Origin of the sequence: Nocardia sp. NPDC049737 (assembly GCF_040674755.1) — a bacterium.
Lineage (GTDB): Bacteria > Actinomycetota > Actinomycetes > Mycobacteriales > Mycobacteriaceae > Nocardia.
In genome coordinates this window covers 1-23982 of sequence record NZ_JBFANH010000040.1, presented here as the reverse complement: position 1 = coordinate 23982, position 23982 = coordinate 1, and the positions used below count along the sequence as shown (strand labels likewise).

The window sequence follows — 23982 nt, the reverse complement described above, 5'->3', positions numbered from 1 at the left end:
AGTGAGCGCAGCGAACGAACCGAAAACACAGCGTGTATCACACACGGCGGAACCGAGCGCAGCGAGGTGCAGCCGTGAGTGATGTAGACAACACGGATGTTGGCCTTGCGGGGCGGGTGGCCATCGTTACCGGTGGCGGCGCCGGACTGGGGCGCGCCGAGGCGCTGGCCTTGGCGCGGGCAGGCGCGTCGGTGGTGGTCAACGACCTGACGGAGTCGGATGCGGTGGCCGAAACGCTCGCCGATATCCGTGCGCTCGGCGCCAAGGCCGAGTTCGTGGCGGGCAGCATTGCCGAGCGCGCCACCGCCGACGCGCTCATCAGCACCGCCGAGGAAGCGTTCGGCAGCGTCGACATCGTGGTGAACAACGCGGGCATCACCCGCGATCGCATGCTGTTCAACATGTCCGACGAGGACTTCGACGCGGTGGTCGCAGTCCATCTGCGCGGCCATTTCCTATTGACCCGCAACGCGGGTGCCTACTGGCGGGCAAAGTCCAAGGCGGCGGGCGCGCCGATCTATGGCAGGCTCGTCAACACCTCTTCCGAAGCGGGCCTGCTCGGTCCGGAGGGGCAGGCCAACTACGGTGCGGCCAAGGCCGGTATCACCGCGCTGACGCTGTCCGCCGCGCGGGGGCTGTCCCGATTCGGTGTGCGCGCTAATGCCATTGCGCCGCGTGCGCGCACCGCGATGACCGAGGCGGTCTTCAGTGCGGCGCCGGAGGACGGCATCGATCCGCTCTCGCCCGATCATGTGGCCCGCTTGGTCGCGTATCTCGCTTCGCCCGCCGCCGATGTGGTCAACGGTCAGCTGTTCGTGGTCTACGGACCGATGGTCGCCTTGATGGCCGCGCCGGTCGTCGAACAGCGCTTCGATGCCGCCGATGATCACTGGTCGGTAAATGATCTCGCCGCCACGCTCGGCGGTTACTTCGCGCAGCGGCCCGCGGGGCGTACGTTTTCTGCGTCTTCATTGATCGATCTAGACAACTGACACTGTGATGGCAGGCGCCATCGGACACAAGCTGATCACTCGACCAGTTGTTGATCACCGATGCGGCGCTTGGTAGACATGGGAGTCAATGGTGCGTGACGCCTCACAAGGGTTAGGCCACCCTCAAATGACACCTGTTACAAATTCATGGGCCGAATTTGAGAAAAATGGCAGTTCAAATGTGCCAAAAAGCTTCCTACAGCAATGTGAACATGTTCTAATCGTTGCGGCGATGTGGCCAGGGCGGGGGCATCGTGCGATGAGCAGAATCAGCAGGATGAGCAAGGAGGATCGTGCATGAACGAGGTCCTTGCTGTGCCATTGCGGGCAGTCGGCGGATTCTTCGAACTCGTCGCCGACGTTGCGCGGGCCAGCATTCGACGTCCGTTCCAAGGGCGCGAGTTCATTGATCAGGCCTGGTTCATCGCACGCGTTTCGATCATTCCGACGCTGCTGGTGGCGATTCCGTTCACCGTGCTGGTGAGCTTCACGCTCAACATCCTGTTGCGCGAAATCGGCGCCGCCGATCTCAGCGGCGCCGGTGCGGCATTCGGTGCGGTCACCCAGGTCGGGCCGATTGTCACCGTATTGATCGTGGCGGGCGCTGGCGCCACTGCGATCTGCGCGGATCTCGGTGCGCGAACCATTCGCGAAGAGATCGATGCGATGCGCGTACTCGGTATCGACCCGGTGCACCGCCTGGTGGTGCCGCGGGTGCTGGCCTCGATGTTCGTGGCATTGATGTTGAACGGCCTGGTCTGCACCATCGGCATCGTCGGCGGCTTCCTGTTCTCGGTGCTGCTGCAGGACGTTAATCCGGGTGCTTTCGTCAATGGCATCACGCTGCTCACCCATCTGCCCGAGCTGGTCATCTCCGAAGTGAAGGCCGGTTTATTCGGGCTGATCGCCGGACTGGTGGCCTGTTATCTCGGCCTGAATGTCAAAGGTGGTCCCAAGAGTGTCGGTGATGCGGTGAATCAGACCGTTGTCTTCGCCTTTATGGCCCTGTTCGTAGTAAACGTCGTGGTCACCGCCGTCGGTATCAAGTTCGCGGCGCGGTGAGGCGATGGCATTCGTAATCCAATCCCGCTTCCCGCGTACCGTTCGGCGAGTGCGTCGCTTTTCGAACTCGCTCGATTCGCTGGGTAAACATGCGGTGTTCTATGCGCAGACGATCGGTTCCATCCCACGCGCACTGATCTACTATCGCACCGAGACCATTCGTTTGATCGCCGAAATCAGCATGGGCACAGGCGCTTTGGCAGTTATCGGCGGAACGGTTGTCATTGTCGGATTTCTCACGCTGTTCACCGGCGGCACCATCGCGGTGCAGGGTTACAGTTCGCTCGGAAATATCGGTGTCGAGGCGCTGACAGGCTTCTTCGCGGCATTCATCAATGTGCGCATCGCGGCGCCGGTGATCTCCGGAATCGGTTTGGCGGCAACGATCGGCGCGGGTTCGACCGCGCAGCTGGGCGCCATGCGGGTGGCCGAGGAGATCGACGCACTGGAGTCCATGGCGATCCGGCCGGTGCCGTATCTGGTCGGCACCCGGGTGCTCGCGGGCATGATCGCGATCGTGCCGCTGTACGCGCTCGCGGTGATCTGTTCGTTCATCGCCAGCCGATTCGCCACCGTGGTCATCTACGGGCAGTCGGCGGGCGTTTACGACCACTACTTCTCCACCTTCCTGATCCCCAGCGACATCCTCTGGTCCTTCGCCCAGGCGATCTTCATGGCCTTGGCGGTCATGATGATTCACACCTACTACGGCTACAACGCCGCGGGCGGACCGGTCGGCGTGGGGATCGCGGTCGGCAATGCGGTGCGGGCCTCGTTGGTCGCGGTGGTCACGGTGACACTGCTGATCTCGCTGGCCATCTACGGCACCTCCGGCAACTTCCATCTCTCCGGGTAGAGCGGTATGGCAACGAAGCAATCGGGAAGCGGCCCAAACACCTCAGCATGGGCCGCGGCACTGCGCGGCGGGCTCGGGCTCAAGCTCGCCGGGCTCGGCATGGTGATCGCGCTGGTCGCGATCGTGTCCGTCGCGATGGTCATGTTCGTCGGCGGATTCACCAACACGGTGACCGTCACGCTGGACGCACCGCGCAGCGGCCTGGTGCTCGATCCCGACGCCAAGGTGAAGATCCGCGGTGTGGAGATCGGGCGGGTCTCGCAGATCAAGCAGACCGCCGACGGCGCGAAGCTGACGCTGGCGATGGATCCCGAACTGCTGAAAATGGTTCCGTCGAATGCGACCGTGGATATCAAGTCCACCACCGTATTCGGCGCCAAGTACATCAATTTCACTGCGCCGGACCAGCCTTCGTCGACCCCCCTGAAGCCGGGTTCGACCGTGACGGCCCAAGCGGTGACCGTCGAATTCAATACGCTGTTCCAGCATCTGACCGATGTGCTGCAGAAGATCGAGCCGGAAAAACTCAATGCCACACTGTCGGCGCTGGGCACCGCGCTGCAGGGGCGTGGCGACAAGCTCGGCGATCTGCTCGCCCGCAGCGATGCCTACCTGCGCGATATCAACCCGAGTCTGCCCGCGCTGCAACGCGATCTGGTCTCCTCGACCGGCGTCACCAACCTGTATGCCGACACCGTGCCGGATCTGCTGCGTACCACCGATAACGTGACCGTGACGGCCGCAACGCTCGTCGAAGAGCAGGAGAACGTCGATGCGATGCTGGCCAACCTCATCGGATTGGCCGATACCACCGGCTCGGTGCTGCACGAGAACGAGCAGCCGCTGGTGACGGCGCTGGATCTGCTGCGCCCGACCACCCAGCTGCTCAACGACTACAAGCCCGCGCTGTACTGCCTGGTCGTCGGTCTGGCCAATGTGCTCCCGATCGGTGAGGACATCTTCGGCGGACGGTACGACGCGGTGCCGCTGAATGCGAGTTTCATGCCCGGTGCCGATGCCTACCAGTACCCGCAGGATCTACCGAAGGTGAATGCCACCGGCGGGCCGCACTGTGCGGGCGTGCTGGATCGAGTGCCGGACAGCCACGCGGACTTCGTGGTCACCGATACCGCCGAGGGGCACGTGTGGACGCCCTCGACGACGACACATCTGAACGGGCCCAAGGTGTTCCAGTTGCTGTTCGCCGGATTGCCGGGGGTGGGGCAGCTGTGAAACCGCGCGCGACAACGGTCAAGCTGACCATCTTCACGCTGGTGATGGCCCTGGTATTGGCGGGACTGGTAGTGGTGTTCAGCCAGATGCGCTTTGCCAGGGAGAGCGGCTATCACGCGGTCTTCACCAACTCCTCCGGCATGCTGGACGGCGCCAAGGTTCGAATCGCCGGTGTGCCGGTGGGTTCGGTGACCGGGGTGCATGTCGGCAAGGACAAGCTCGCGCACGTCGATTTCGATGTGGACAGCAAGTACCGGCTCTACACCAGCACCAAGGCAACCATCCGCTACGAAAACCTGGTCGGGGATCGGTATCTCGAACTGCTGGAGGGGCCGGGCACCGCGCAGGTGATGTCCAAGGGCGCCACCATCGGCCTCGACCGCACCTCGCCCGCACTCGATCTCGATATGTTGCTCGGTGGCTTCAAACCGCTGCTGCGCGGCCTCGATCCGGCTCAGGTCAATGATCTGACCGAGGCGCTGCTCCAGGTATTCCAGGGGCAGGGCGGCACGCTCGTCGCGCTGCTGAACAGTTCCGGATCGTTCGCCAAAACCCTCGCCGATCGAGATGCGTTGATCGGCAGCGTGATCGAGAATCTGAAGACCGTGCTCGCCACGATCGATGACCGCGATCAGCAGTTCGCCACCACTCTCGAGGAATTGCAGCGGCTGGTGAGCGGTTTGGCTGCCGATAAGGATCCGATCGGCGCCGCCCTGCCGCGGATCGCCGGTGCGACCGGGGATCTGACCGAGCTGCTACAGCAGGCCCGGCCGGATCTGAAGACCACCATCGAGCAGACCGGCACCGTCGCCGCCACCCTCGACGACGGTTCCGACACCATCCAGTGGGTGCTGGATCGGCTGCCCGAAACCTATAAGAAGCTGGTCCGGATCGGTTCCTACGGATCGTTCCTGAACATGTACGTGTGCGGCACGAACTTCATTGTCGACGGGCCGGACGGCAAGCCGTTGCACATCACCCTGCCCGGGTTGCAGACGACGGGAAGGTGTGCAAAGAGCTAATGAACGAAACCCGATCACGCGCAGTCTCGCTCGGCATTATCGGCATTGTCGTCGCGACCACGGTCTCGCTGTCCGCACTTCAGGTCGACCGGCTGCCGTTCATTCGCTCCGGCGCGACCTATACCGCGTACTTCGCCGATGCGGGCGGACTGGTTCCCGGCGACAATGTGCAGGTCGCGGGTGTGAAGTCGGGACGCGTCGAGCAGGTGAAGCTGGATGGTGCGAAGGTCTACGTCCGGTTCACGCTGGACGAGGCAATCGTGCTGGGCAATAAGACGAGTGCCGCCATCAAGACCAATACGGTGCTCGGCCGCAAATCGCTCGAGGTGACTCCGTCGGGCAGCGGTTCGACTCGGACCAACGAGACCATTCCGCTGGACCGCACCACCTCGCCGTATTCGCTCACCGACGCGCTCGGCGATTTGTCGAATACCGTCAAGGGCCTGGATATGGACAAGGTCAACCAGACACTGGACGCATTGTCGACGACCTTCGCCGATACTCCGGCTCCGCTGCGGTCGGCACTCGACGGCGTCACTCAACTCTCACGCAGCCTGAATGCCAGAGATCAGGCGCTGACCGAGTTGCTCCGCCGGGCGCAGAACGTCACGAAGGTGCTCGCCGATCGCAGCAATCAGATCAATGCGCTGCTGGTCGACGGCAACGAGTTGCTCGGCGAATTGGATCGGCGGCGCGGCGCGCTCAGTCAGTTGATCGTGTACATCAACGGGCTGGCCCAACAGCTGACCGGCCTCGTCAACGACAACGAGGCACAGCTGAAACCCACACTGGACCGGCTGAATTCGGTGCTGGCACTGCTGCAGTCCAATAAAGACAACCTGTCGAAAGCGCTCGATGGACTCGGTCCGTTCTCGGCCGCGCTCGGTGAACAGGTCGGCAGCGGTCCGTACTTCCAGGCATATGTCTCGAACGCCACTACGCGCGGCCTACAGATACTCGTCGACGCGCTGGTCTGGCCGCAGCATGTGCCCGATTCCTTCCGCGCATATCTGACCGATCCCGCGCTGCCATCGATCGAGCCCGCCATTCAGGAGCCGCCGCGATGAATGCATTGCGCACTGTTCGTTCGGCACCGCAGTGGGTGCGGGTGCTCGCCCTGGTCGTCATCGCCGCACTGGTGATCGCCGGCGGTTGGTCACTGATATCGCGGATCGGAAAGACCTCGATCACCGCGTATTTCCCGTCCACGACCGGCTTGTACGCCGGTGACGAGGTGCGGGTGCTCGGGGTCGCGGTCGGCCGAATCGACTCCATCGATCCCGGTCGTGACCGGGTCCGGGTCGCGATGACACTCGATCGCGGGATCGAGATCCCCGCGGATGCCAAGGCGGTCATCATTTCACCGTCGCTGGTGTCGGCGCGATTCATCCAATTGGCTCCGGCCTACACCGGTGGACCGAAAATGCACGACGGCAGCGTTATTCCGATCGAACACACCGCGGTTCCGGTGGAATGGGATGACATCAAGGCCGAATTGTCCAAGCTGGCAACGACTTTGGGGCCGGTCGGCGACGATGAGCAGGGCTCGTTCGGGCGCTTCGTGAATACCGCCGCCGACAATCTCGGCAATGGCAACGCGCAGGCGCTACGCGATACCTTGCGCGAGTTGTCGCACACGCTGAGCACATTGTCGGATGGCCGCACCGATCTGTTCGGCACCATCCGCAATCTGCAACAGTTCGTGGATGTGCTGTCCAAGAGCAACGATCAGATCGTGCAATTCGGCGGACGGCTCGCCTCGGTGTCGTCGGTGCTCGCGAATGTTTCCGGTGATCTCGGTGCCGGACTGGACAATCTCGACATCGCCGTCGGTGATGTGCAGCGGTTCATCCAAGAGCGCGGCGGCGCGCTGACCGAGGGGGTGCAGCGGCTGGCCGAGGTCACCCAGAACCTTGCGGATAAGCGGCCCCAGCTCGAGCAGGTATTGCATTCCGGGCCGACGTCGCTGGCGAACTTCTATCAGATCTATGATCCGGCGCAGGGCAGTCTCACCGGTGCCGTAGTCGCGCCGAACTTCGCCAACCCGTTCGCCTTCCTGTGCGGCGCGGTCGAGGCGAATGACGCGAACGGTTCCGATCAGAGCGCCGCACTGTGCCGCCAGTATCTGGCGCCCATGATCCAGCAGCTCATGATGAATTACCCACCGCTGCTTGCCAATCCGGTATCCAATCAGACCGCGTTCCCGAATCAGCTCGTCTACAGTCCGCCGAGTCTGGCCGCGCGCGGACCGAGTGATTCGGTGCCGCAATCGGATCCGGTCACCGTGCCGAACGGTATTGCCGGGCTGGCCATTCCGGGAGGAGGGCGATGATGCACAGGCGAATTGCCGGTGCGGCAATCGGATTGGCTGTCGTGCTCGGAGTCAGCGGCTGCGAGTGGGATGGGCTCAATTCGCTGCCCATGCCCGGTACCGCCGGAAGTGATCCGAACGCCTATGAAGTCGAGATCCAGATGCCCAATGTCACCACGCTGACCCGTAATTCGCCGGTCCGCGTGAACGACGTGACGGTCGGAACCGTGACGAAGCTCGAGGTGGAGGGCTGGCACGCGCTGGTCACCGTCTCGTTGAACCACGATGTGAAGCTGCCCGCCAATGCGACCGCCCGAATCGGGCAGACCAGTCTGCTCGGCAGCAATCACCTCGAACTCGCCGCGCCGAAAGATGTTCCAGCACAGGGTGAGCTGAAGAACGGCGATCTGATCCCGTTGGATCGGGCCGGTGTCTATCCCACCACCGAGCAGACCCTGTCATCGCTGTCGGTGGTGCTCAACGGCGGCGGCATCAGTCAGCTCGAAACCATTACCCACGAACTCAATGCCGCATTCAACGGCCGCGAGGATGCGATCCGGGATCTGCTGCCGCAGCTGACCGAGCTGACCACCACACTGGATTCTCAGACCAAAGACATCATCGATGCGATGGGCGGACTCGACCGGTTCACCGGCACGCTCGCCAAGCAGAAGGATCGGGTGGCCGCGGCGATCGAACAGATCCATCCGGCGCTCACCGTGCTCGCCGATCGGCGCGAGAACATCACCCAGACCCTCACCGCCCTTGGTGATCTGAGCGATGTGGTGCAGCGGATCATCGCGCAGGGTGGGGACAATCTGAAGGCGAATCTGGCGAATCTGGCACCCGTGCTGGAGACGCTGGCCAGCACCGGGAACAGCCTGGTCGAGGTGCTGAAGCTGATCTTCACCTTCCCGTTCCCGATGAAGAATCTCGATCACGCGGTCAAGGGCGACTACATGAACCTGCTCATGACCGTCGATATCACAGGTAAGCGGTTGGATTCGAACTTCCTCACCGGCACCCCGCTCGGCGGTCGGTTCGGCGGGGTCGAGGGCGCACTCGGCGGTCTGGCCGGTTCGGCGGAGGGCAATAGCAATCCGGCGACCGCACCGCTACAGCCACCGGCGACACCGGCTCCGACGCCGAGTATCCCCGGGCTGCCGCCGATTCCGGGTCTGCCCGCGATACCCGGCCTCACCGTTCCGCCCGCCGGGCAGGAAGGTGCGGGCCGATGAAACTCACGCGCTTCGTCCGGATCCAGTTGGCCATCTTCTCGGTGCTGACGGTGATCGGGTTGGTGGTGATGGGCGGCACCTATGTGGGACTGCCCGCCATGTTCGGCATCGGCCGCTATGAGGTGACGGTAAAACTGTTGGCCACCGGCGGGCTGTATCCGACGGCCAATGTCGCCTACCGCGGCACGAATGTCGGCAAGGTGGAAGAGGTTCGGCTCACCCCGACGGGTGTGGACGCGAAGCTGTCCATTGATAGTGATTACAAGATTCCGTCCGATGTCGACGCGTGGGTGCGCAGTGTTTCGGCCATCGGTGAGCAGTACGTCGATCTGGTACCGGCCGCTGATGCCAAGGGCGGCAACCTTTCCGACGGTTCGGTGGTTCCGGTGGAACGCACCAAGCTGCCCGAGGATATCGGTACTGTGCTCGATCGCTCCGATCGTCTGTTGTCCAGCATTGCCGACACCAAGCTCCGGCAGGTGATCGACGATGCGTTCACGGCATTCAACGGGGCCGGACCGGATCTACAGAAGTTCATCGATTCCGCATCGCTGCTGGTGCAGGAGGCTCAGGCGAATGCGGAGCCGACCAAGGATCTGCTGGAAAAGATCGGACCGCTGCTGGATACGCAGAATCAGTCCGATGCGGCGATCCGGTCGTGGACCCACGACCTGGCAACGGTCACCGATCAACTGCGCGCCCATGATCCGGCATTGCGCAATGTCATCGAGAAGACGCCCGGTGCCGCCCAACAGGTGAGTTCGCTGTTCCAGGACCTGCGCCCGACCTTGCCGATTCTGCTGTCGAATCTGGTCAGCGTGGGTCAGGTCGCGGTGACCTATCACTCGGGTCTGGAACAGATCCTGGTGATTTATCCACCGCTGACCGCCGCGTTCCTGACGGTTATCCGCGGCCCGGTCGAATACGGTGCCGTCGTGGACTTCCACCTGGAACTCAACGATCCGCCCGGCTGCACCACCGGCTTCCTCACGCCGGAACAGCGCCGCTCGCCCGCCCAGCTCGACACGCCGGATACACCGCCCGGGCTGTACTGCAAGGTGGCGCAGAACGCCAGGGAAGCCGTGCGCGGTATCCGCAATACGCCGTGTATGGAGGTGCCGGGTAAGCGGGCACCATCGCCGGAGCTGTGCCGCGATCCGAACGGCTATGTGCCCGAAGGCAATAACCCGGCGTTCGGTGCGCCGCAGCCGGTGACGCCGTCTGGCGACCCGATCGGCGATCAGGGCTCGACCCACCCGGCCGCACACAGCACGACATTGGATCCCGGCAGTGGGACGTTCATGGGACCGGACGGACGCACGTACCGTCAGGGGGATATCGGAAAGGACGGATCCGGCACGATACCGTCGAGTTGGCAGGCGATGCTTCAGGAGCAGCAGCAGTGAGAGAGCGCAGCGAACGAACAATGTCACAGCGTGCTTCGCGCATGCCGGAACCGAGCGTCAGCGAGGTGCAGGCATGAGTGAATCCAGTGTGGTCAAGGCTCGGCCCAGGCGACGGGCGGTGCGTTCGGCGGGTCCGCCGCCGGAGGACACGCTCCCGCTCGAGACCGAAGGTGTCGAGCTGTCCAAGGCCGTCGATGTCACCGTCAAGGTGACGAAGACGGAGTCGGACAGTCCGAGCGAGGATGCCGAATCCGTGACGACGCTGGAGATCCCCAACGTCGCCGATGAGGTCGTCGATGACGCTGCGAAGTCCGCCCCGCCGCGCTGGGTTCTCATCGCCGGTGCCGTCGCGGCCGCGGTCGTGGCGATCGCGCTGGTGGTCGGCACCGGATTCTTCGCCTTCAACCTGCACACCGCATCCGACCGCGATGCGCGGCGCGCGGACTACGTGCAGACCGCCAAGCAGGCGATTCTCAATCTCACCACCATCAAGGACGACACCGCCAAGGCCGATATCGACCGCGTCCTCGCGGTGGCCTCCGGTGAACTCAAGGCCGAATACTCCCAGCGCAAGGACGCCTACGCGAGCGTTGTGGAACAGGCCAAGGTGAAGGCCACCGGTGAGATCATCGAATCCGCCATCGAGAGCGAGGACGGGGATTCGGCACGCGTGCTGGTCGCCGCCAAGCAGACCCTGACCAATGCGGGCATGGCGGATCCGCAGACGCGGTACTACCGGTTCCGGGTCACCGTCACTCGCGGCGATAACGGGATCACCGCCTCACAAGTGGAGTTCGTGGCATGAGTCGGCGGCTGATTCTGGTGGCGTCCGCGGTCGCCCTCGTCATCGTCGCGTTGGCGGCCATCTGCGGCGTCACCGGATACAAATTCTGGAACGACCGCAAGAGCGAACAGGCGCGTACCCAGGCCGTCCCCGCCGCCCAACGCACTGTCGAAGCGATGTTCACCTACAACTTCAAAACGGTGGACGCCGAATTGCCCAAGGTCGCGGACAATCTCAGCGGCAGCTTCCGCGACGACTACCTGAAACTGATCAGGGAAGCTATCGCCCCCGGCGCCAAGGAAAAGGAACTCAACGTCCAAGCCACCACCCAGGCCACCGGCGTAGTCTCCGCCGAACCCGCCCACGCGGTGGTCCTGCTGTACCTGAACCAGGTAACCACCGGCAAGGACTCCCCCCAAGCCAACATCAGCACCAGCCGAGTCCGAGTAAACCTCGAAAAGGACAACGGCCACTGGCTCGTATCCGCAGTAAACCCGATTTAGTTGGCTGCACCCGCTGTCACCGCGGCCGGGGGTGTCCCTATGTTCGTTGTCAAGTCGTGGGTTGATGTTCTGCCTGGTGATGGCTTTGGCGGAGTCCGCGGTCGGTAACGTGATTCGAGTGGCGTCAAAGGCTGAATGGCAGGCTGCTCGGGATCGTGTGGCGGCGTATCACGAAGTGCGGCTCGGCGAGCTGCTCGAGCACGTCGGCCGGGCATTGGACGGGTTCGGTGCCGGGCAGTTGGATGCGTTCGAGGTCGACGCGGTGATCCACCAGTACCATCGGGCGGCTCAGCGGTTGTGGACGTTTTGCGGCGAGTCCGGTGCGCAGGTGGAAGCCGCCGCGCATCTGATCGAAGACATGACTCGCGCGGGTGAGGTGATCGATTGGTGGCAGCGCGGCATGTCGGCCAGGGCCCGGCGTGCTGAGGGGCCGGACGCCTGAACCGTGCCGGTTGTCGAGCAGCTGCCCGGCGATCAGGCCGCCGCTGCGACGTCCTCTATGCCATGCTCGAAGCCAAGCGGCTATATCGAGATCCGAGACCAGCCGCAACCTGAGCCTCGGCACGACCAGTCGGCCGCGAACAACGCTTCCCAATACCCAGACCCGCCCCGATGAACAACACACCACCGAGCATGAACCACGGATTCCACAGCACCAGACTCCACCAAGTTCGATGCGGCCCCACCTCGCAACGGACACCGCCCGCATCCGCGGCTAACGCGACCTCGACCAGGACACCGCGAGCCAGCAACACCAGCCCGGCAAGCCCGATCATCCACGCCATAACCCAGCGCCACCGGCGCGGCATATTCACAGCTGCTGCCACACCAACGAACGCAGCATCAGCCAGAAGCACAACAGCCACGCCCCACAGACCGGCCGCAACGAACATCGGCGGACGCCGAGCCGCCAAATCCGAGCCCGCTGACGACGCCAGCCCCACAGACCCACCCAAGGCCCAGAACAAGTGCACCGCCGCGAACACACAGCTCCAAAACACCGCGGCGACCACGGCCCAATCCCTCCGAGCCAACCTCATCCAACGCAGCATACGTCCCGAAATCTCCGAGAAGCTTCCGCCGCCACCACCGTCTCCACAGTTACCACGGTTGCAAATCGCGCCTACCACGGTCACTGCGGTCATCGCACCACTTCTCTTGGTCGGCCGATCAGGTGGAACTGGCGGCGGCGAGTAGACCCCGCCACCGGTTCCCCGTGATCGCTTGTCCAGCAGTGTATTTCGGGGGAGGGGCAGGTTTATGATGCTGGGCCGCGGTTGGGAGGTCCGCTGGGGGCAGTTCGAAGGTGTGTGCGTCACCGACGCGTGGTGCGACGCTGAGTCCGGCGCGGCCGCACTCGTTCGTCCGGGGGCTACGCCGTGATCAAGACGGCATTACCGCTGGCCTGGCGGTGCCCTGGAACAGCGGCCCCCGTCGTAGGGCACCTCAACCGGATCAAGCCTCTGTCACGTGAACGGGCGCGCCGTGACCGACGCGCTCGGCTGGGGCCCCCTGTCAGGATTGAACTGACGACCTTTCGCTTACACGAACGGCAGGGCCTCTGCCGCTGAGCTCAGCCGCGTAGCGGCTGGAATGGAGCCCCCTGTCAGGATTGAACTGACGACCTTTCGCTTACAAGGCGAGTGCTCTACCACTGAGCTAAGGAGGCGGACGGTGTCTTACAAAACGGTGCCAATCATAACCGGGCACGCCAGCTGCGTGACACCGGCTATGCGGTGTCACGCAGTGACGGTTCAGCTGTGAGCCCGGCGCAGTATCGGATACCGCGCGTCAGGACTGGGCGCCCTGACGGGCCGCGTCATCGGCGGCCATGGCGTCACGCAGGCTCTTCGGACGCATGTCGGTCCAGTTCTTCTCGACGTACTCCACGCACGCGGCGCGGCTGTCCTCGCCGAAAACGACTCGCCATCCGGCCGGAACCTCCGCAAAGGCCGGCCACAGCGAATGCTGTTCCTCATCGTTGACCAGAACGAAGAAGCGGCCGTCTTCGTCATCGAAGGGGTTGGTGCTCAATTTCACCTCACTGGATACTGGCGCATGTACGGGATCGCCCTTGGCTCGTCCAACGCTGTCGAGCGCCGGAAGGTCCCCGAGCGTTGTGTCGACCCTAGCAAGGTAGACGTTACGCGTAGGCGGTTACCTCAGGCCGCGAAGAAATCGAGCAGGATCTTGTTCACCGCTTCTGGACGCTCTAGATAGCCATAGTGCCCCGCATCAGGAACTTCCAGGTAACGCGCACCAGGAATGACCTCGGCAACCTCCCTGGACAGATACGGCGGAATCATCCGATCGTCGGCGAATCCGATGGCCAGGCACGGCACCTTGATGCCGCGGTAGGCCTGCACCCGGTCGAAATCGTGGTCCATCCGGCGCTGGGCGCGGATCCCGGGCGTCACCGCACCACCGGTGAATTCGAACAGATCGAGCCAGTCGCGGGCGGCGTTCGGATCGGCCATGGTCGCGGGCGACATATTCATCACCGCGGTCACGGCGGCCTCGTACTTCGCGGGCAGGCTGACCCCGCTGGCGTCGAGTTCGTGTTCGCCGAGCGAGAGCGTCTTCTGGAACTGGTCGAGGCGGCCGTGTCCGGCCATGAATACGGCCTTGCGGACCAATTCCGGACGCGCCAGCGCGAGTTCCTGGGCCACCCGCGCGCCCATCGAAGTGCCGACCACCAGTGCCGGACCCTCGTCGAGCAGTTCGATGAGTCCGGCGGTATCCCCGACCAGCTGATCGATGGTCATCCCTTCGGCCGCCTCATAGGACGGTTTGATGCCACGATTGTCGAAAGTGCAGACCCGATATCCCGCCTTGACCAGCGCCGGGACCTGATGCAACTCCCAGACCCGGCCTGGGCTGCCGGTGCCCATGATCATGACGACCAGCGGACCGGCGCCCTTCCCCTCCGTGCCCTTGGCTCGGTCGCCCTTGACCTGGTAGTTGAGTGAAATTCCGTTCACCGTGGCCAGCGGCATATCGACCCTTTCGTGGAGTTGGTGCTGCGTTCCAACGGTATCGGGCTCCGGTTTTCGACGAACAAGCGAAGGGTATGACGCCGAACGTGTCGGAGGTCACCCATATCCGGGTGCGACACACCTCGATGGTGGCCAGATACCATTGAATATTCGCACGTACGAGCGTACTGAGCCGGGAGGACAACAAGATGGCCGCGAAGAGCAGCGCGAACGACATCGCGGACGACGATCTGGAACCACTCGCCGACGAGACCGCCCGTCAGGCGCAGCGAGTTGTCGCGGCCTACGCGGAGGATGCCGACGAATGCCGGATGCTGCTGTCGATGCTGGGCATCGGGCCTAACTCTCGGGGCGAGTAACCACCTCGACGTCAACGGGGCCGTCGACTATCTCATAACTTCAACGGGAACAGCGACGCGCAAAGGATGCGTGAGTGGACCAGATGACCCAACAGCCGTCCGAGGACTCCGAACACGCCTTTCTAGAGCCCCCATCCGAACCCGACACCACGGTGGTCCCCTCCGCCCTCGCCGACGTGAACGGGGCCGGTTCCGGCTTCGTCGTCGTCGCCAACCGGCTGCCGGTCGACCTGGAGAAGCTGCCCGACGGTTCCACCCGCTGGAAGCGCAGTCCGGGCGGTCTGGTGACCGCGCTGGAGCCGGTACTCCGCAATAACAAGGGGTCCTGGGTCGGCTGGGCCGGCGTTCCGGATGTGGATATCGATCCGATCATCGAAGACGGCCTCGAACTGCATCCGGTGCCGCTGTCCGCGGAGGAAGTCTCCGAGTATTACGAGGGCTTCTCCAATGGCACGCTATGGCCGCTGTACCACGACGTGATCGTGCGCCCGGTCTACGATCGGGCCTGGTGGGCCGCCTATGTCACGGTGAACAGGCGTTTCGCCGAGGCCACCGCGAAGGTCGCCGCCGAAGGCGCGACCGTCTGGGTACAGGACTACCAACTGCAATTGGTGCCGAAGATGCTGCGCATGCTGCGGCCCGATCTCACCATCGGATTCTTCCTGCACATTCCGTTCCCGCCGGTCGAGTTGTTCATGCAGATGCCGTGGCGGACCGAAATCATCGAGGGTCTGCTCGGCGCCGACCTGATCGGCTTCCACCTGCCCGGCGGCGCGCAGAACTTCCTCTACCTGGCCCGCAGACTGGCCGGACAGCCCACCTCGCGCGGCACCGTCGGTGTGCGCTCCAAGCTCGGCGTGGTGCAGGTGGGCTTCCGCACGGTCCGAGTCGGCGCGTTCCCGATTTCGATCGCCTCGGCCGAACTCGACGAGCATTCGCGCCGCCGTTCGGTCCGGGAGCGCGCCGCGAAAATCCGTGCCGAACTCGGCAATCCGAAAAATATCCTGCTCGGCGTCGACCGCTTGGACTACACCAAGGGCATCGATATCCGTCTCGCCGCGCTCGAGGAGTTGCTGCTGGAGGGCAGGCTGGATCCCGCCGATACCGTCATGGTGCAGCTGGCCACCCCGAGCCGTGAGCGGGTCGAGAGCTATATCCAGATGCGCGGCGATATCGAACGCCAGGTCGGCCGGATCAACGGCGAATTCGCCAGGGTCGGATATCCGGTCGTGCACTATCTGCACCGCCCGATTGCGCGCGACGAACTCGTCGCCTTCTTCGTGGCCGCCGATGTCATGCTGGTGACGCCGCTGCGCGACGGGATGAACCTGGTCGCCAAGGAGTACGTCGCCTGTCACAGTGGTCTCAACGGCGCGTTGGTGTTGAGCGAATTCACCGGCGCCGCAGCCGAATTGCGTCAGGCGTATTTGTGCAACCCGCACGATCTGAACAGCGTGAAGGATGCCGTCATCTCCGCGCTGGAGGACGACCGCGATACGCGTCGCCGCCGAATGCGCTCCTTGCGCCGTCAGGTGCTCGCGCATGATGTGGACCGCTGGGCGCGAGCGTTCCTGGAGGCGCTGGCACAGGATCAGGTCGCGGGCAGCGCGCTACTCACCGACGACGATGTGTACCCGGAGTCGCGAGCTCCCCGTCGCTGACGCACCCACGACGGAGTGAGTCATACGAGCGGCAATTGAACACACCATTCACAGGAATCGCCCAGGTAAGGTCCAGACAGTTCCCAGTCGATTGCCGGACTATGAAGCAATGAGTGGTGCGCCTGCGGAGTCCACGCCCGAGGCCCGGGTGCTGGTGGTGGACGACGAACCCATGATCGTGGAGCTCCTGTCGGTGAGCCTGCGCTATCAGGGGTTCGCGGTCGATACTGCTATCGACGGGGCGCAGGCCCTGGACAAGGCGCGCACCTTCCGACCGCAGGCGCTGATCGTCGATGTGATGATGCCCGGCATGGACGGCTTCGGGCTGCTGCGCCGACTGCGTGCCGATGGCATCGACGCACCGGTGCTGTTCCTGACCGCGCGCGACGATGTGCAGGACAAGGTCGCCGGACTCACCCTCGGCGCCGACGACTACATCACCAAGCCGTTCAGCCTCGAGGAAGTGGTTGCCCGGCTGCGAGTTGTCTTGCGCCGCTTCGGTCATACCGCCCCGCAGCGCGAGAGTTCGCGAATTCGGTTCGAGGACATCGAACTCGACGACGATACGCACGAGGTGTGGAAGGCGGGCGTGCCGGTCGCGTTGTCGCCCACCGAATTCACCCTGCTGCGGTATTTCATGGTCAATGCCGGGACGGTGTTGAGTAAGCCCCGCATCCTGGACCATGTGTGGCGCTATGACTTCGGGGGTGAGGTCGGCGTGGTCGAAACCTATGTCTCGTATCTGCGCAAAAAGGTCGACACGGGTGATCAGCGTTTGATTCATACGCTGCGTGGTGTGGGCTATGTGATGCGCGCGCCGAATCGCACGCGCCAGTCCGAGAAATGATCACTTCCCGAATCGAACAGACCCGTCGCAGACTGGCACGTGCCTCTTCGGCGATTCCGCTGCGGGTGACGCTCGTGCTCGCGCTGGTGCTGCTTTCCGCGCTCGGCCTGTTCGCCTCCGGCACGGTCGTCACCTCGGCGCTGGAGAATTCGCTGCTGCACCGCACCGATCAGCAGCTTCGCGATGCGGTGATGGCGTGGTCGCGGCCGCGGCCGCCGACTCCGTCGAATCCGCCGCATCCGTCCAGCACCTTCTATGTGCACATCGAGCCGACCCCCGGCGGCAACGGCACCGTTTATCTCGAGACCAGGCCGTTCAATGAGGAGGCCGAGCCCGAGCTGCCGCGGTTGACCGATGCGCGGCCGAACACGGATCCGCCGGGTAGCAAGGTACTCACTAAACCGGTGACCGTCGGTTCCAAGAGCGGCTCGACGGTCAAATGGCGGACCATGACGGCGGTTTCACCCGATACGACGACGACGGTCGCGATACCGCTGACCGAGAACATCGACACCGTCAATCGACTGATCATGTTGCAGCTCATGGTCGGCGCCGCGGTGCTCGCCGCGCTGGCGGTGCTCGCCTACTTCGTGATCCGACGCAGTCTGCGGCCGCTGCGCGCGGTCGAGAAGACCGCCGCCGCCATTGCCGCCGGTGATCTGCATCGCCGAGTTCCGGTGCGCGGCACCAACACCGAGGTCGACCGGTTGTCCCAATCGCTTAACGGCATGCTGGCCCAGATCCAGCGAGCCTTCGCCGCGACGGAAGCGTCCGAGGCGGCGGCCCGGCGCTCCGAGGCGAAGATGCGCCGCTTCGTCGCCGACGCGAGTCATGAACTGCGCACCCCACTCACCACCATCAGCGGCTTCGCTGAACTGTATCGGCAAGGTGCGACCGCGGATCCGGCCATGTTCATGGACCGCATCGAACACGAGGCCCAGCGCATGGGGCTGTTGGTCGAGGATCTGTTGATGCTGGCCCGATTGGACGCGCAGCGTCCACTGGAACTGGGTCCGGTGGACCTGCTCGCCCTCGCCAGCGATGCCGTGCACAATGCCCGCGCAGTCGCCGCGGCCAATGACGACGACGGTTCGCAACGCTCGGTCGAACTGGAAATCTGTTCGGGCACAGGAACATTGGAAGTAGTCGGCGATGAAGCGCGGCTGCGTCAGATACTGGCCAACCTGCTCAACAACGCACTCACGCACACACCTCCGGACGCCGACGTCACGGTCCGGCTGACCCCCACCGACGACGAGGTCCTGCTCGAAGTCGCCGACACCGGCCAGGGCCTACCGTCCGAGGAAGCCGAGCGCATCTTCGAACGCTTCTACCGCACCGACACCTCCCGCACGCGCGCCAGCGGCGGCACCGGCCTGGGCCTGTCCATCGTGCAAGCCCTCGTCGACGCCCACAACGGCACAGTGAGTGTCGAAAGTGCCGAGGATGAAGGCACCACCTTCACCGTCCGCCTCCCCCGCGAAAATCGCTGAGCGACGGCACTGCTGTGGGGCACCCGGGTCCGGTTGTGAGCACTTGCCTTGTAGACGAAGGGTCGTCAGTTCATCGATGAGGCCACGGCATCTCCCCGGCGGTGGGGCTGAAAAACACGCTAGGCGTGCGGCTTTCGGGAACGGACCAGTTCGGTGTCCACACGCGTCTACAGCGTCTACCAGCGGACTGTGCGCGTTAGGCTGGTCTTATGGAACCCGGTGCGCTGATGCGCGCCGCTCGCGAGGCGGCGGGTATCTCGCTGCGCGCGATGGCCGAGCAGAGCTACTACAGCAGGGCATACCTGTCGCTGATCGAGACCGGCCAGCGCCCGGTACCTGCCGGTGTCGTCGCTGCCTACGAAAGGGTGCTCGACGCGGACTTGGAGCGGCTGACGGCGGTGGCGCGAGCACCAGCCAGCGTGGACATCACCGCCTTGTCCGACGTGGCGGTGATGTTGGCGGCTACGCGCCGATTCGAGGACGCGGCAGGGGCTTTGACAGTTCTGCCCGCCGTCCGGGGCATGGCCGAGATGACCGAGACATTTGCCGGTGAGGCGCGTGTGGGACGGAGTAATGCGGCGTCCCTCGCGTCGGAGATCACGCAGTATCGCGGGTGGCTGGAGCACGCGATCGGAGCTGATGCCGCTGCCCGGCGTAGCCTCGGCACCGCTGTGAGCCTGGCGGAGGAGTCTCGCGACCCGGACCGGCTTGCCCACAGCCTGGGCTTCCTCGGCTACGTGACCATGAGCGCGGGGAAATATGACGAAGTCCTCGCACTGTCGGACGCCGCGCTGGCGGTACGGGACGCGCACCCTGTCATTACGGCCTATGGGCGAATGCGGCGAGCCGAGCTATTGGCCGCGCACGGAGAGAAGGTCGAAGCACAACGCGCGCTGGCCGTGGCCGATGCGGCGGCGGAAGCGGCGGAGGGTGCTGAGCCCCCCGCGTCGATGTATTGGTGGAGCACCGGATTCGGGGCTGTGCAGCGTGGCGGTGTGCTGGCGCTGCTGGGGCATACGGCCGAAGCGATAGGCGAGGCGACAAACGGGCTGGCAGTGATGCCAGCCGAACACCGCCGGTCCGAATGGTTGGCATCAGCGCTGCGTCGCGTCGATCCAGACATGAGCGCGGGCGATTAGGTGTGACCGCGCCGACGCGCCGAATCGCTACGGCGAATATGAACCTGGGCTTAGCGGCCGACGAGCTGGATGAGGCGGCAGACGGCACGCTCACGGCCGTGGCTTCTGGCCGACTGGTCCCGTCCAACTATTGGCGCGTCGCCGAGGTGGTCTTCGGAATCGAAGGCCGACACGCGCCGGATGCGGCGACCGTCCGCGTTCCGCGACACTCATACGGCCTGGATCGACCCATCCGGCACACCGAAGCGACGCCTGATCAATCGGGAACGTTGGATCCGTAGCCCAAGTCGCGGAGGGCGGTTTTGATTTTGGTTTGGGCTTCGTCGAGGGATTCGGGGGTGGGGTGGGGGTTGGCGCCGGAGATGTCGAAGTTGCCCATGGTGAAGGCTGGGAAAACGTGGACGTGCAGGTGGGGGACTTCCAGGCCGGCGATGAGTAGGCCGGCGCGGGGTGCGTCCCAGGCGTGGCGGACCGCTCGGCCGATTTTCTGCGCGACGCCGTTGAGCCGCGCGAAGGTGTCGGCGTCGACGTCCTGCCACTGATCGATCTCCTTGCGGGGGACAACCAGTGTGTGCCCTTGCGTTACCGGGGCGATGGTGAGGAATGCGACGAATTCGTCGTCCTCCCAGACGAAACGGCCCGGCAGCTGGCCTTCGATGATCGCGCTGAAAACAGAAGCCATGTACCGCAGGCTACGCCGAGCGGTCCCGAGCGGCCGTTCCGGTGTTGACGTCGCCCCGGAATTGTGTCTATCGTACACATATCAGTTTCCGACGGACACAGTTTAGGAACGACATGATCACCATTGCCCTTGCCGCCGCAGCAGCCGCCGCCCCCGCAGGTCTGCTCACCCACCGTCAGATGCGGCGCCGCGGCAATGCTCGGGCGCTCCGGATCGACACCCCGAACGGAATCTCGGAGGCGGGCTTCGTCACCATCGGTGGCATCGAGCAGTGGGTCGAAATCCGCGGCGAGGACCGGTCCAACCCGGTGCTGCTGGAATTGCACGGCGGCCCCGGCGCCTCGAACACCTACTTCGCCCATCGAACTCGGGCTTGGGAAAAGCACTTCACGATCGTCCGGTGGGATATGCGTGGCGCGGGAAAGACTTTCGGTCGCGGCGCGCAAGGGGAGATGACCTTCGGCCAGCTCTACGCCGACGCACTCGAGGTCACCCACTACGTGCGCGACCGGCTGCACGCCGACAAGGTGGTGTTGCTGGCCGCCTCCTTCGGTTCGGTCCTGGGACTTCGCCTGGCCCGCAACCATCCCGAGCTGTACTCGGCCTATGTCGGCACTGACCAGAACATCACCGGCGGCGAGCCCGACGAGAGCGCATTCTTCGCGGTTGTGCGACGGCTGCGCGAATCCGGAAAGCGCGCCGCCGCAGCGAAATTGGAGGAAATGGGACCGGATGCCACGCGATGGACCGCCGAGCAATGGGGTCTGCACGCGAAATTGGCGACGAGCTCGGATCCCATGCTCACCGAGGTCCTGAAGAAGCTGATCATGCCCTCGATGTGGTTCTCGCCACTGCATCGGCTGCGTGATCTGAAGGTGGGTGCGGACGGTATGAAGTTCTCCGCTCAGGTCGGCGTCGAATCCGTGCACTTCGATGCCTGGCGCGACGGCACGCGATTCGAGTTGCCGTTCTTCATCTTTCAGGGCGAACACGACAGCTTGATGCCAGCGGCCAGGGCACGCCGCTACTTCGACGATGTCGAGGCGCCGTACAAGGAGTTCGCGGTGATCGCGGACGCCAACCACTTCGCGGCATTCTGGCAGCCCGAACAGTTTCTCGAACTGCTGCTGACCCGGGTCCGTCCGGTGATAACCAGCGGGCTGAGTGGTCAGGCGATGTAGTGCGACAGAATGCTCTGCACTTCGTAGATGTCGACCTGACGGTTGAATCGCTTCTGCACGGGTTCATGGGTGCCGGAGATCCAGATGCAGAGTTCGGCATCGAGGTCGAAGGTGCCCGCGGTTTCCACCGAGAAGTGGGTGATGGCGCGGTAGGGGATGCTGTGATAGCTCACCTTGCGGCCGGTGACCCCCTGCTTGTCGACCAGGATGAGACGCTTGTTGGTGAACAGAATCGCATCGCGGACAAGCAGATACGCGGCGTAAACCTGCTCACCGCCGCCCATTAGTCTCGCGTATTCCTCTTGCGCCTTACCGGGATCGATCCGTCCGGCATTGCCCATCAGTCCGTCGATCAGACCCATAGACTCCCCCGCCTCTCCGCGTATTTTGCCGGTCGTCCGGTGCCTCGATATCCACAATACGGGCCGGCGGTAACCGGGCGGTCGGCTTTTGGGCGTGCCCGACGAGTTACCCATGTGCCTACGAAATCAGTCATCGCTCGCTCGCCCACCAGTGGTTATCGGGATGGGCGGCGGCAGAAATCGGTACCGCCTGCCAGGATCGGCGGGTGCGGGGTGTACGGCCGATGAACCCCGAGTATCGGGTGCGCGGACTACTGGTCGGGGCGAGTTCGGCACACCCTAAGCTGTTGCCCGTGCGCGTACTCGTCATCGGTTCCGGAGCCCGTGAACATGCCCTCGTCCTGGCCCTGCGCCGGGACCCCGCGGTGACCGCGTTGTTCGCGGCGCCGGGCAATGCCGGTATCGCCCAGTACGCGCAGGTCAGAGCGGTTGATCCGTCCTCGGCAGAGGCGGTTGTCGCGCTGGCTACCGAGCTGGACGCGGACCTGGTGGTGATCGGACCCGAGGTGCCGCTGGTGCTGGGCGTCGCCGATGCGGTCCGGGCCGCGGGTATCGCATGCTTCGGTCCGTCGGCCGCGGCCGCGCGCATCGAAGGTTCGAAGGCGTTCGCCAAGGATGTCATGACCGCCGCCGGGGTTCGCACCGCGCACAGCGAGATTGTGGACAATCCTGCTGAACTCGATGCCGCGCTGGACCGGTTCGGCCCCACCTGGGTGGTCAAGGACGACGGCCTGGCCGCGGGCAAGGGTGTGGTGGTGACCGCCGACCGGCTTGCGGCCCGCGACCACGGTGCCGAACTGCTCGAGCAGGGCCATCCGGTGCTGTTGGAATCCTTCCTGGACGGGCCCGAGGTTTCGCTGTTCTGCCTGGTCGACGGCGAAACTGTGGTGCCGCTGCTGCCCGCGCAGGATCACAAGCGCGTCGGCGACGGTGATACCGGGCCGAATACCGGCGGTATGGGTGCGTACACGCCGCTGCCGTGGTTGCCGGAGGAGACTGTCACCGCGATCGTCGAGGATGTCGTGAAGCCCGTCGCGGCGGAGTTGGTGCGGCGTGGCTGCGGCTTCTCCGGTCTGCTGTACGCGGGGCTGGCGATCGGTGCCGCCGGACCCGCCGTCGTCGAATTCAATTGTCGCTTCGGCGATCCGGAGACCCAGGCCGTGCTCGCGCTGCTGGAGAGTCCGCTCGGCGAATTGCTGAACGCCACCGCGACCGGCACGCTCGCCGAGGTTGCCGCACCGCGTTGGCGCGTCGGTTCGGCCGTCACAGTCGTGATCGCCGCCGAGAACTACCCGGGTCATCCCCGCGTCGGTGATGTGATCACCGGAGCGGGCGAGGGCACTACCGACGACACGTCCGCCGTGCTACATGCGGGAACCGCATCGCGCGAGGACGGAGCACTGGTCTCCGCGGGCGGTCGCGTGCTGAGCGTCGTCGGCGTCGGCGCGGATCTGGCCGAGGCTCGCGCGCACGCCTACGACCGCATTGCCTCGATCAAGTTGCCGGGCAGCCACTTTCGCACCGACATCGGCCTCGCCGCGGTCGAGGATCGCATTTCGGTCTGACGGGACAAACCGGCACTAACGACCATCAGGGAGCGAGTCTTACGAGCGAGGAGTTCGCGGCCCGTCTCGCGTCTGAGCCGTTCAAACGCGTGTGACACAGTCGCAGGACTCGACCGTCCAGCACGCGCGCATCAGGTGCCGATCGCTCCCCGCCTCCGTAACCACAACGGAGCGAGTCTTACGAGCGAGGTTCGCGGCCCGTCTCGCGTCCGAGTCGTCGAAGCGCATGCGACGTAGTCGCGAGTCTCGACGGCTCGGACGCGAGACACCAGGGGGCCGCGAACACGCCG

24 protein-coding genes and 1 tRNA gene are annotated in these 23982 nt (G+C 64.4%); 19 read left to right on the top strand and 6 right to left on the bottom strand.

Annotated features, from left to right (window positions below; translation table 11 throughout):
* Window positions 1–74: 74 nt before the first annotated feature.
* The 12 genes from AB0J47_RS36750 to AB0J47_RS36695 all read left to right on the top strand — a co-directional run bounded on the left by AB0J47_RS36750 (window position 75) and on the right by AB0J47_RS36695 (window position 11849).
* Window positions 75–992: a 3-oxoacyl-ACP reductase gene (locus AB0J47_RS36750; RefSeq protein WP_364357302.1), complete on the top strand. Its 918-nt coding sequence runs from the start codon at window positions 75–77 to the stop codon at window positions 990–992.
* Between the two features lie 297 nt (window positions 993–1289).
* Window positions 1290–2054: an ABC transporter permease gene (locus AB0J47_RS36745; protein WP_062988486.1), complete on the top strand. Its 765-nt coding sequence runs from the start codon at window positions 1290–1292 to the stop codon at window positions 2052–2054.
* 4 nt (window positions 2055–2058) lie between these two features.
* A complete protein-coding gene (locus AB0J47_RS36740) occupies window positions 2059–2910 on the top strand; it encodes an ABC transporter permease (RefSeq protein WP_040686323.1) in 852 nt (283 codons plus the stop codon).
* 99 nt (window positions 2911–3009) lie between these two features.
* Window positions 3010–4143, top strand: coding sequence for an MCE family protein (locus AB0J47_RS36735; protein WP_364357419.1), 1134 nt, complete (start codon window positions 3010–3012; stop codon window positions 4141–4143).
* Window positions 4140–5165 carry an MCE family protein gene (locus AB0J47_RS36730; RefSeq protein WP_364357297.1) on the top strand — a complete coding sequence of 342 codons (1026 nt, stop codon included), beginning with the start codon at window positions 4140–4142 and terminating at the stop codon, window positions 5163–5165. Before AB0J47_RS36735 ends, AB0J47_RS36730 begins: the two co-directional genes overlap by 4 nt.
* The gene (locus tag AB0J47_RS36725) at window positions 5165–6232 is read left to right on the top strand and encodes an MCE family protein (RefSeq protein WP_364357294.1); all 1068 of its coding nucleotides are present in this window, start codon (window positions 5165–5167) and stop codon (window positions 6230–6232) included. Before AB0J47_RS36730 ends, AB0J47_RS36725 begins: the two co-directional genes overlap by 1 nt.
* Window positions 6229–7497 (top strand): MCE family protein, encoded by a 1269-nt coding sequence (locus AB0J47_RS36720; protein WP_364357291.1) that lies wholly within the window; start codon window positions 6229–6231, stop codon window positions 7495–7497. The genes AB0J47_RS36725 and AB0J47_RS36720 overlap by 4 nt, the downstream gene beginning before the upstream one ends.
* Entirely contained in the window at window positions 7494–8714 is a 1221-nt protein-coding gene (locus tag AB0J47_RS36715) for an MCE family protein (RefSeq protein WP_364357288.1), read from the top strand. Before AB0J47_RS36720 ends, AB0J47_RS36715 begins: the two co-directional genes overlap by 4 nt.
* Entirely contained in the window at window positions 8711–10120 is a 1410-nt protein-coding gene (locus tag AB0J47_RS36710) for an MlaD family protein (RefSeq protein WP_364357285.1), read from the top strand. Before AB0J47_RS36715 ends, AB0J47_RS36710 begins: the two co-directional genes overlap by 4 nt.
* A gap of 73 nt (window positions 10121–10193) precedes the next feature.
* On the top strand, window positions 10194–10925 hold the full coding sequence (locus tag AB0J47_RS36705) for a hypothetical protein (protein ID WP_364357282.1): 732 nt from the start codon (window positions 10194–10196) through the stop codon (window positions 10923–10925).
* A complete protein-coding gene (locus AB0J47_RS36700) occupies window positions 10922–11407 on the top strand; it encodes a h domain protein (RefSeq protein WP_364357279.1) in 486 nt (161 codons plus the stop codon). The genes AB0J47_RS36705 and AB0J47_RS36700 overlap by 4 nt, the downstream gene beginning before the upstream one ends.
* Before the next feature lie 118 nt (window positions 11408–11525).
* Entirely contained in the window at window positions 11526–11849 is a 324-nt protein-coding gene (locus tag AB0J47_RS36695) for a hypothetical protein (protein WP_364357276.1), read from the top strand.
* 55 nt (window positions 11850–11904) lie between these two features.
* Here AB0J47_RS36695 and AB0J47_RS36690 read toward each other — a convergent pair whose 3' ends face one another.
* The 4 genes from AB0J47_RS36690 to AB0J47_RS36675 form a co-directional block, all read right to left on the bottom strand.
* Window positions 11905–12447 (bottom strand): DUF3995 domain-containing protein, encoded by a 543-nt coding sequence (locus tag AB0J47_RS36690; protein WP_364357273.1) that lies wholly within the window; start codon window positions 12445–12447, stop codon window positions 11905–11907.
* Window positions 12448–13001: 554 nt separating this feature from the next.
* A tRNA-Thr gene (locus AB0J47_RS36685) sits at window positions 13002–13076 on the bottom strand.
* 122 nt (window positions 13077–13198) lie between these two features.
* Window positions 13199–13441, bottom strand: coding sequence for an MbtH family protein (locus AB0J47_RS36680; protein WP_011207082.1), 243 nt, complete (start codon window positions 13439–13441; stop codon window positions 13199–13201).
* A 128-nt stretch (window positions 13442–13569) separates the two neighbouring features.
* The gene (locus AB0J47_RS36675; protein ID WP_364357270.1) at window positions 13570–14403 is read right to left on the bottom strand and encodes an alpha/beta hydrolase; all 834 of its coding nucleotides are present in this window, start codon (window positions 14401–14403) and stop codon (window positions 13570–13572) included.
* Window positions 14404–14591: 188 nt separating this feature from the next.
* On the opposite strand from AB0J47_RS36675, the gene AB0J47_RS36670 reads away from it, so the two are divergent.
* The 5 genes from AB0J47_RS36670 to AB0J47_RS36650 all read left to right on the top strand — a co-directional run bounded on the left by AB0J47_RS36670 (window position 14592) and on the right by AB0J47_RS36650 (window position 19902).
* Window positions 14592–14762, top strand: a complete 171-nt coding sequence (locus tag AB0J47_RS36670) for a hypothetical protein (protein ID WP_169338030.1) — start codon at window positions 14592–14594, stop codon at window positions 14760–14762.
* Between the two features lie 74 nt (window positions 14763–14836).
* Entirely contained in the window at window positions 14837–16423 is a 1587-nt protein-coding gene (locus AB0J47_RS36665) for a trehalose-6-phosphate synthase (RefSeq protein ID WP_364357266.1), read from the top strand.
* Window positions 16424–16532: 109 nt separating this feature from the next.
* The gene (locus AB0J47_RS36660; protein ID WP_364357263.1) at window positions 16533–17270 is read left to right on the top strand and encodes a response regulator transcription factor; all 738 of its coding nucleotides are present in this window, start codon (window positions 16533–16535) and stop codon (window positions 17268–17270) included.
* On the top strand, window positions 17267–18763 hold the full coding sequence (locus tag AB0J47_RS36655; protein ID WP_364357260.1) for a HAMP domain-containing sensor histidine kinase: 1497 nt from the start codon (window positions 17267–17269) through the stop codon (window positions 18761–18763). Before AB0J47_RS36660 ends, AB0J47_RS36655 begins: the two co-directional genes overlap by 4 nt.
* Before the next feature lie 209 nt (window positions 18764–18972).
* Entirely contained in the window at window positions 18973–19902 is a 930-nt protein-coding gene (locus AB0J47_RS36650) for a helix-turn-helix transcriptional regulator (RefSeq protein ID WP_364357257.1), read from the top strand.
* Between the two features lie 256 nt (window positions 19903–20158).
* Here AB0J47_RS36650 and AB0J47_RS36645 read toward each other — a convergent pair whose 3' ends face one another.
* Window positions 20159–20584 (bottom strand): HIT family protein, encoded by a 426-nt coding sequence (locus AB0J47_RS36645; RefSeq protein ID WP_364357254.1) that lies wholly within the window; start codon window positions 20582–20584, stop codon window positions 20159–20161.
* Between the two features lie 113 nt (window positions 20585–20697).
* On the opposite strand from AB0J47_RS36645, the gene AB0J47_RS36640 reads away from it, so the two are divergent.
* Window positions 20698–21765: an alpha/beta hydrolase gene (locus tag AB0J47_RS36640; protein ID WP_364357251.1), complete on the top strand. Its 1068-nt coding sequence runs from the start codon at window positions 20698–20700 to the stop codon at window positions 21763–21765.
* Here the strand turns inward: AB0J47_RS36640 and AB0J47_RS36635 are convergent.
* On the bottom strand, window positions 21753–22127 hold the full coding sequence (locus AB0J47_RS36635; protein WP_364357248.1) for a PH domain-containing protein: 375 nt from the start codon (window positions 22125–22127) through the stop codon (window positions 21753–21755). The genes AB0J47_RS36640 and AB0J47_RS36635 overlap by 13 nt on opposite strands.
* Window positions 22128–22420: 293 nt before the next feature.
* On the opposite strand from AB0J47_RS36635, the gene purD reads away from it, so the two are divergent.
* Entirely contained in the window at window positions 22421–23692 is a 1272-nt protein-coding gene (gene purD / locus AB0J47_RS36630; protein ID WP_364357415.1) for a phosphoribosylamine--glycine ligase, read from the top strand.
* Window positions 23693–23982: the final 290 nt, after the last annotated feature.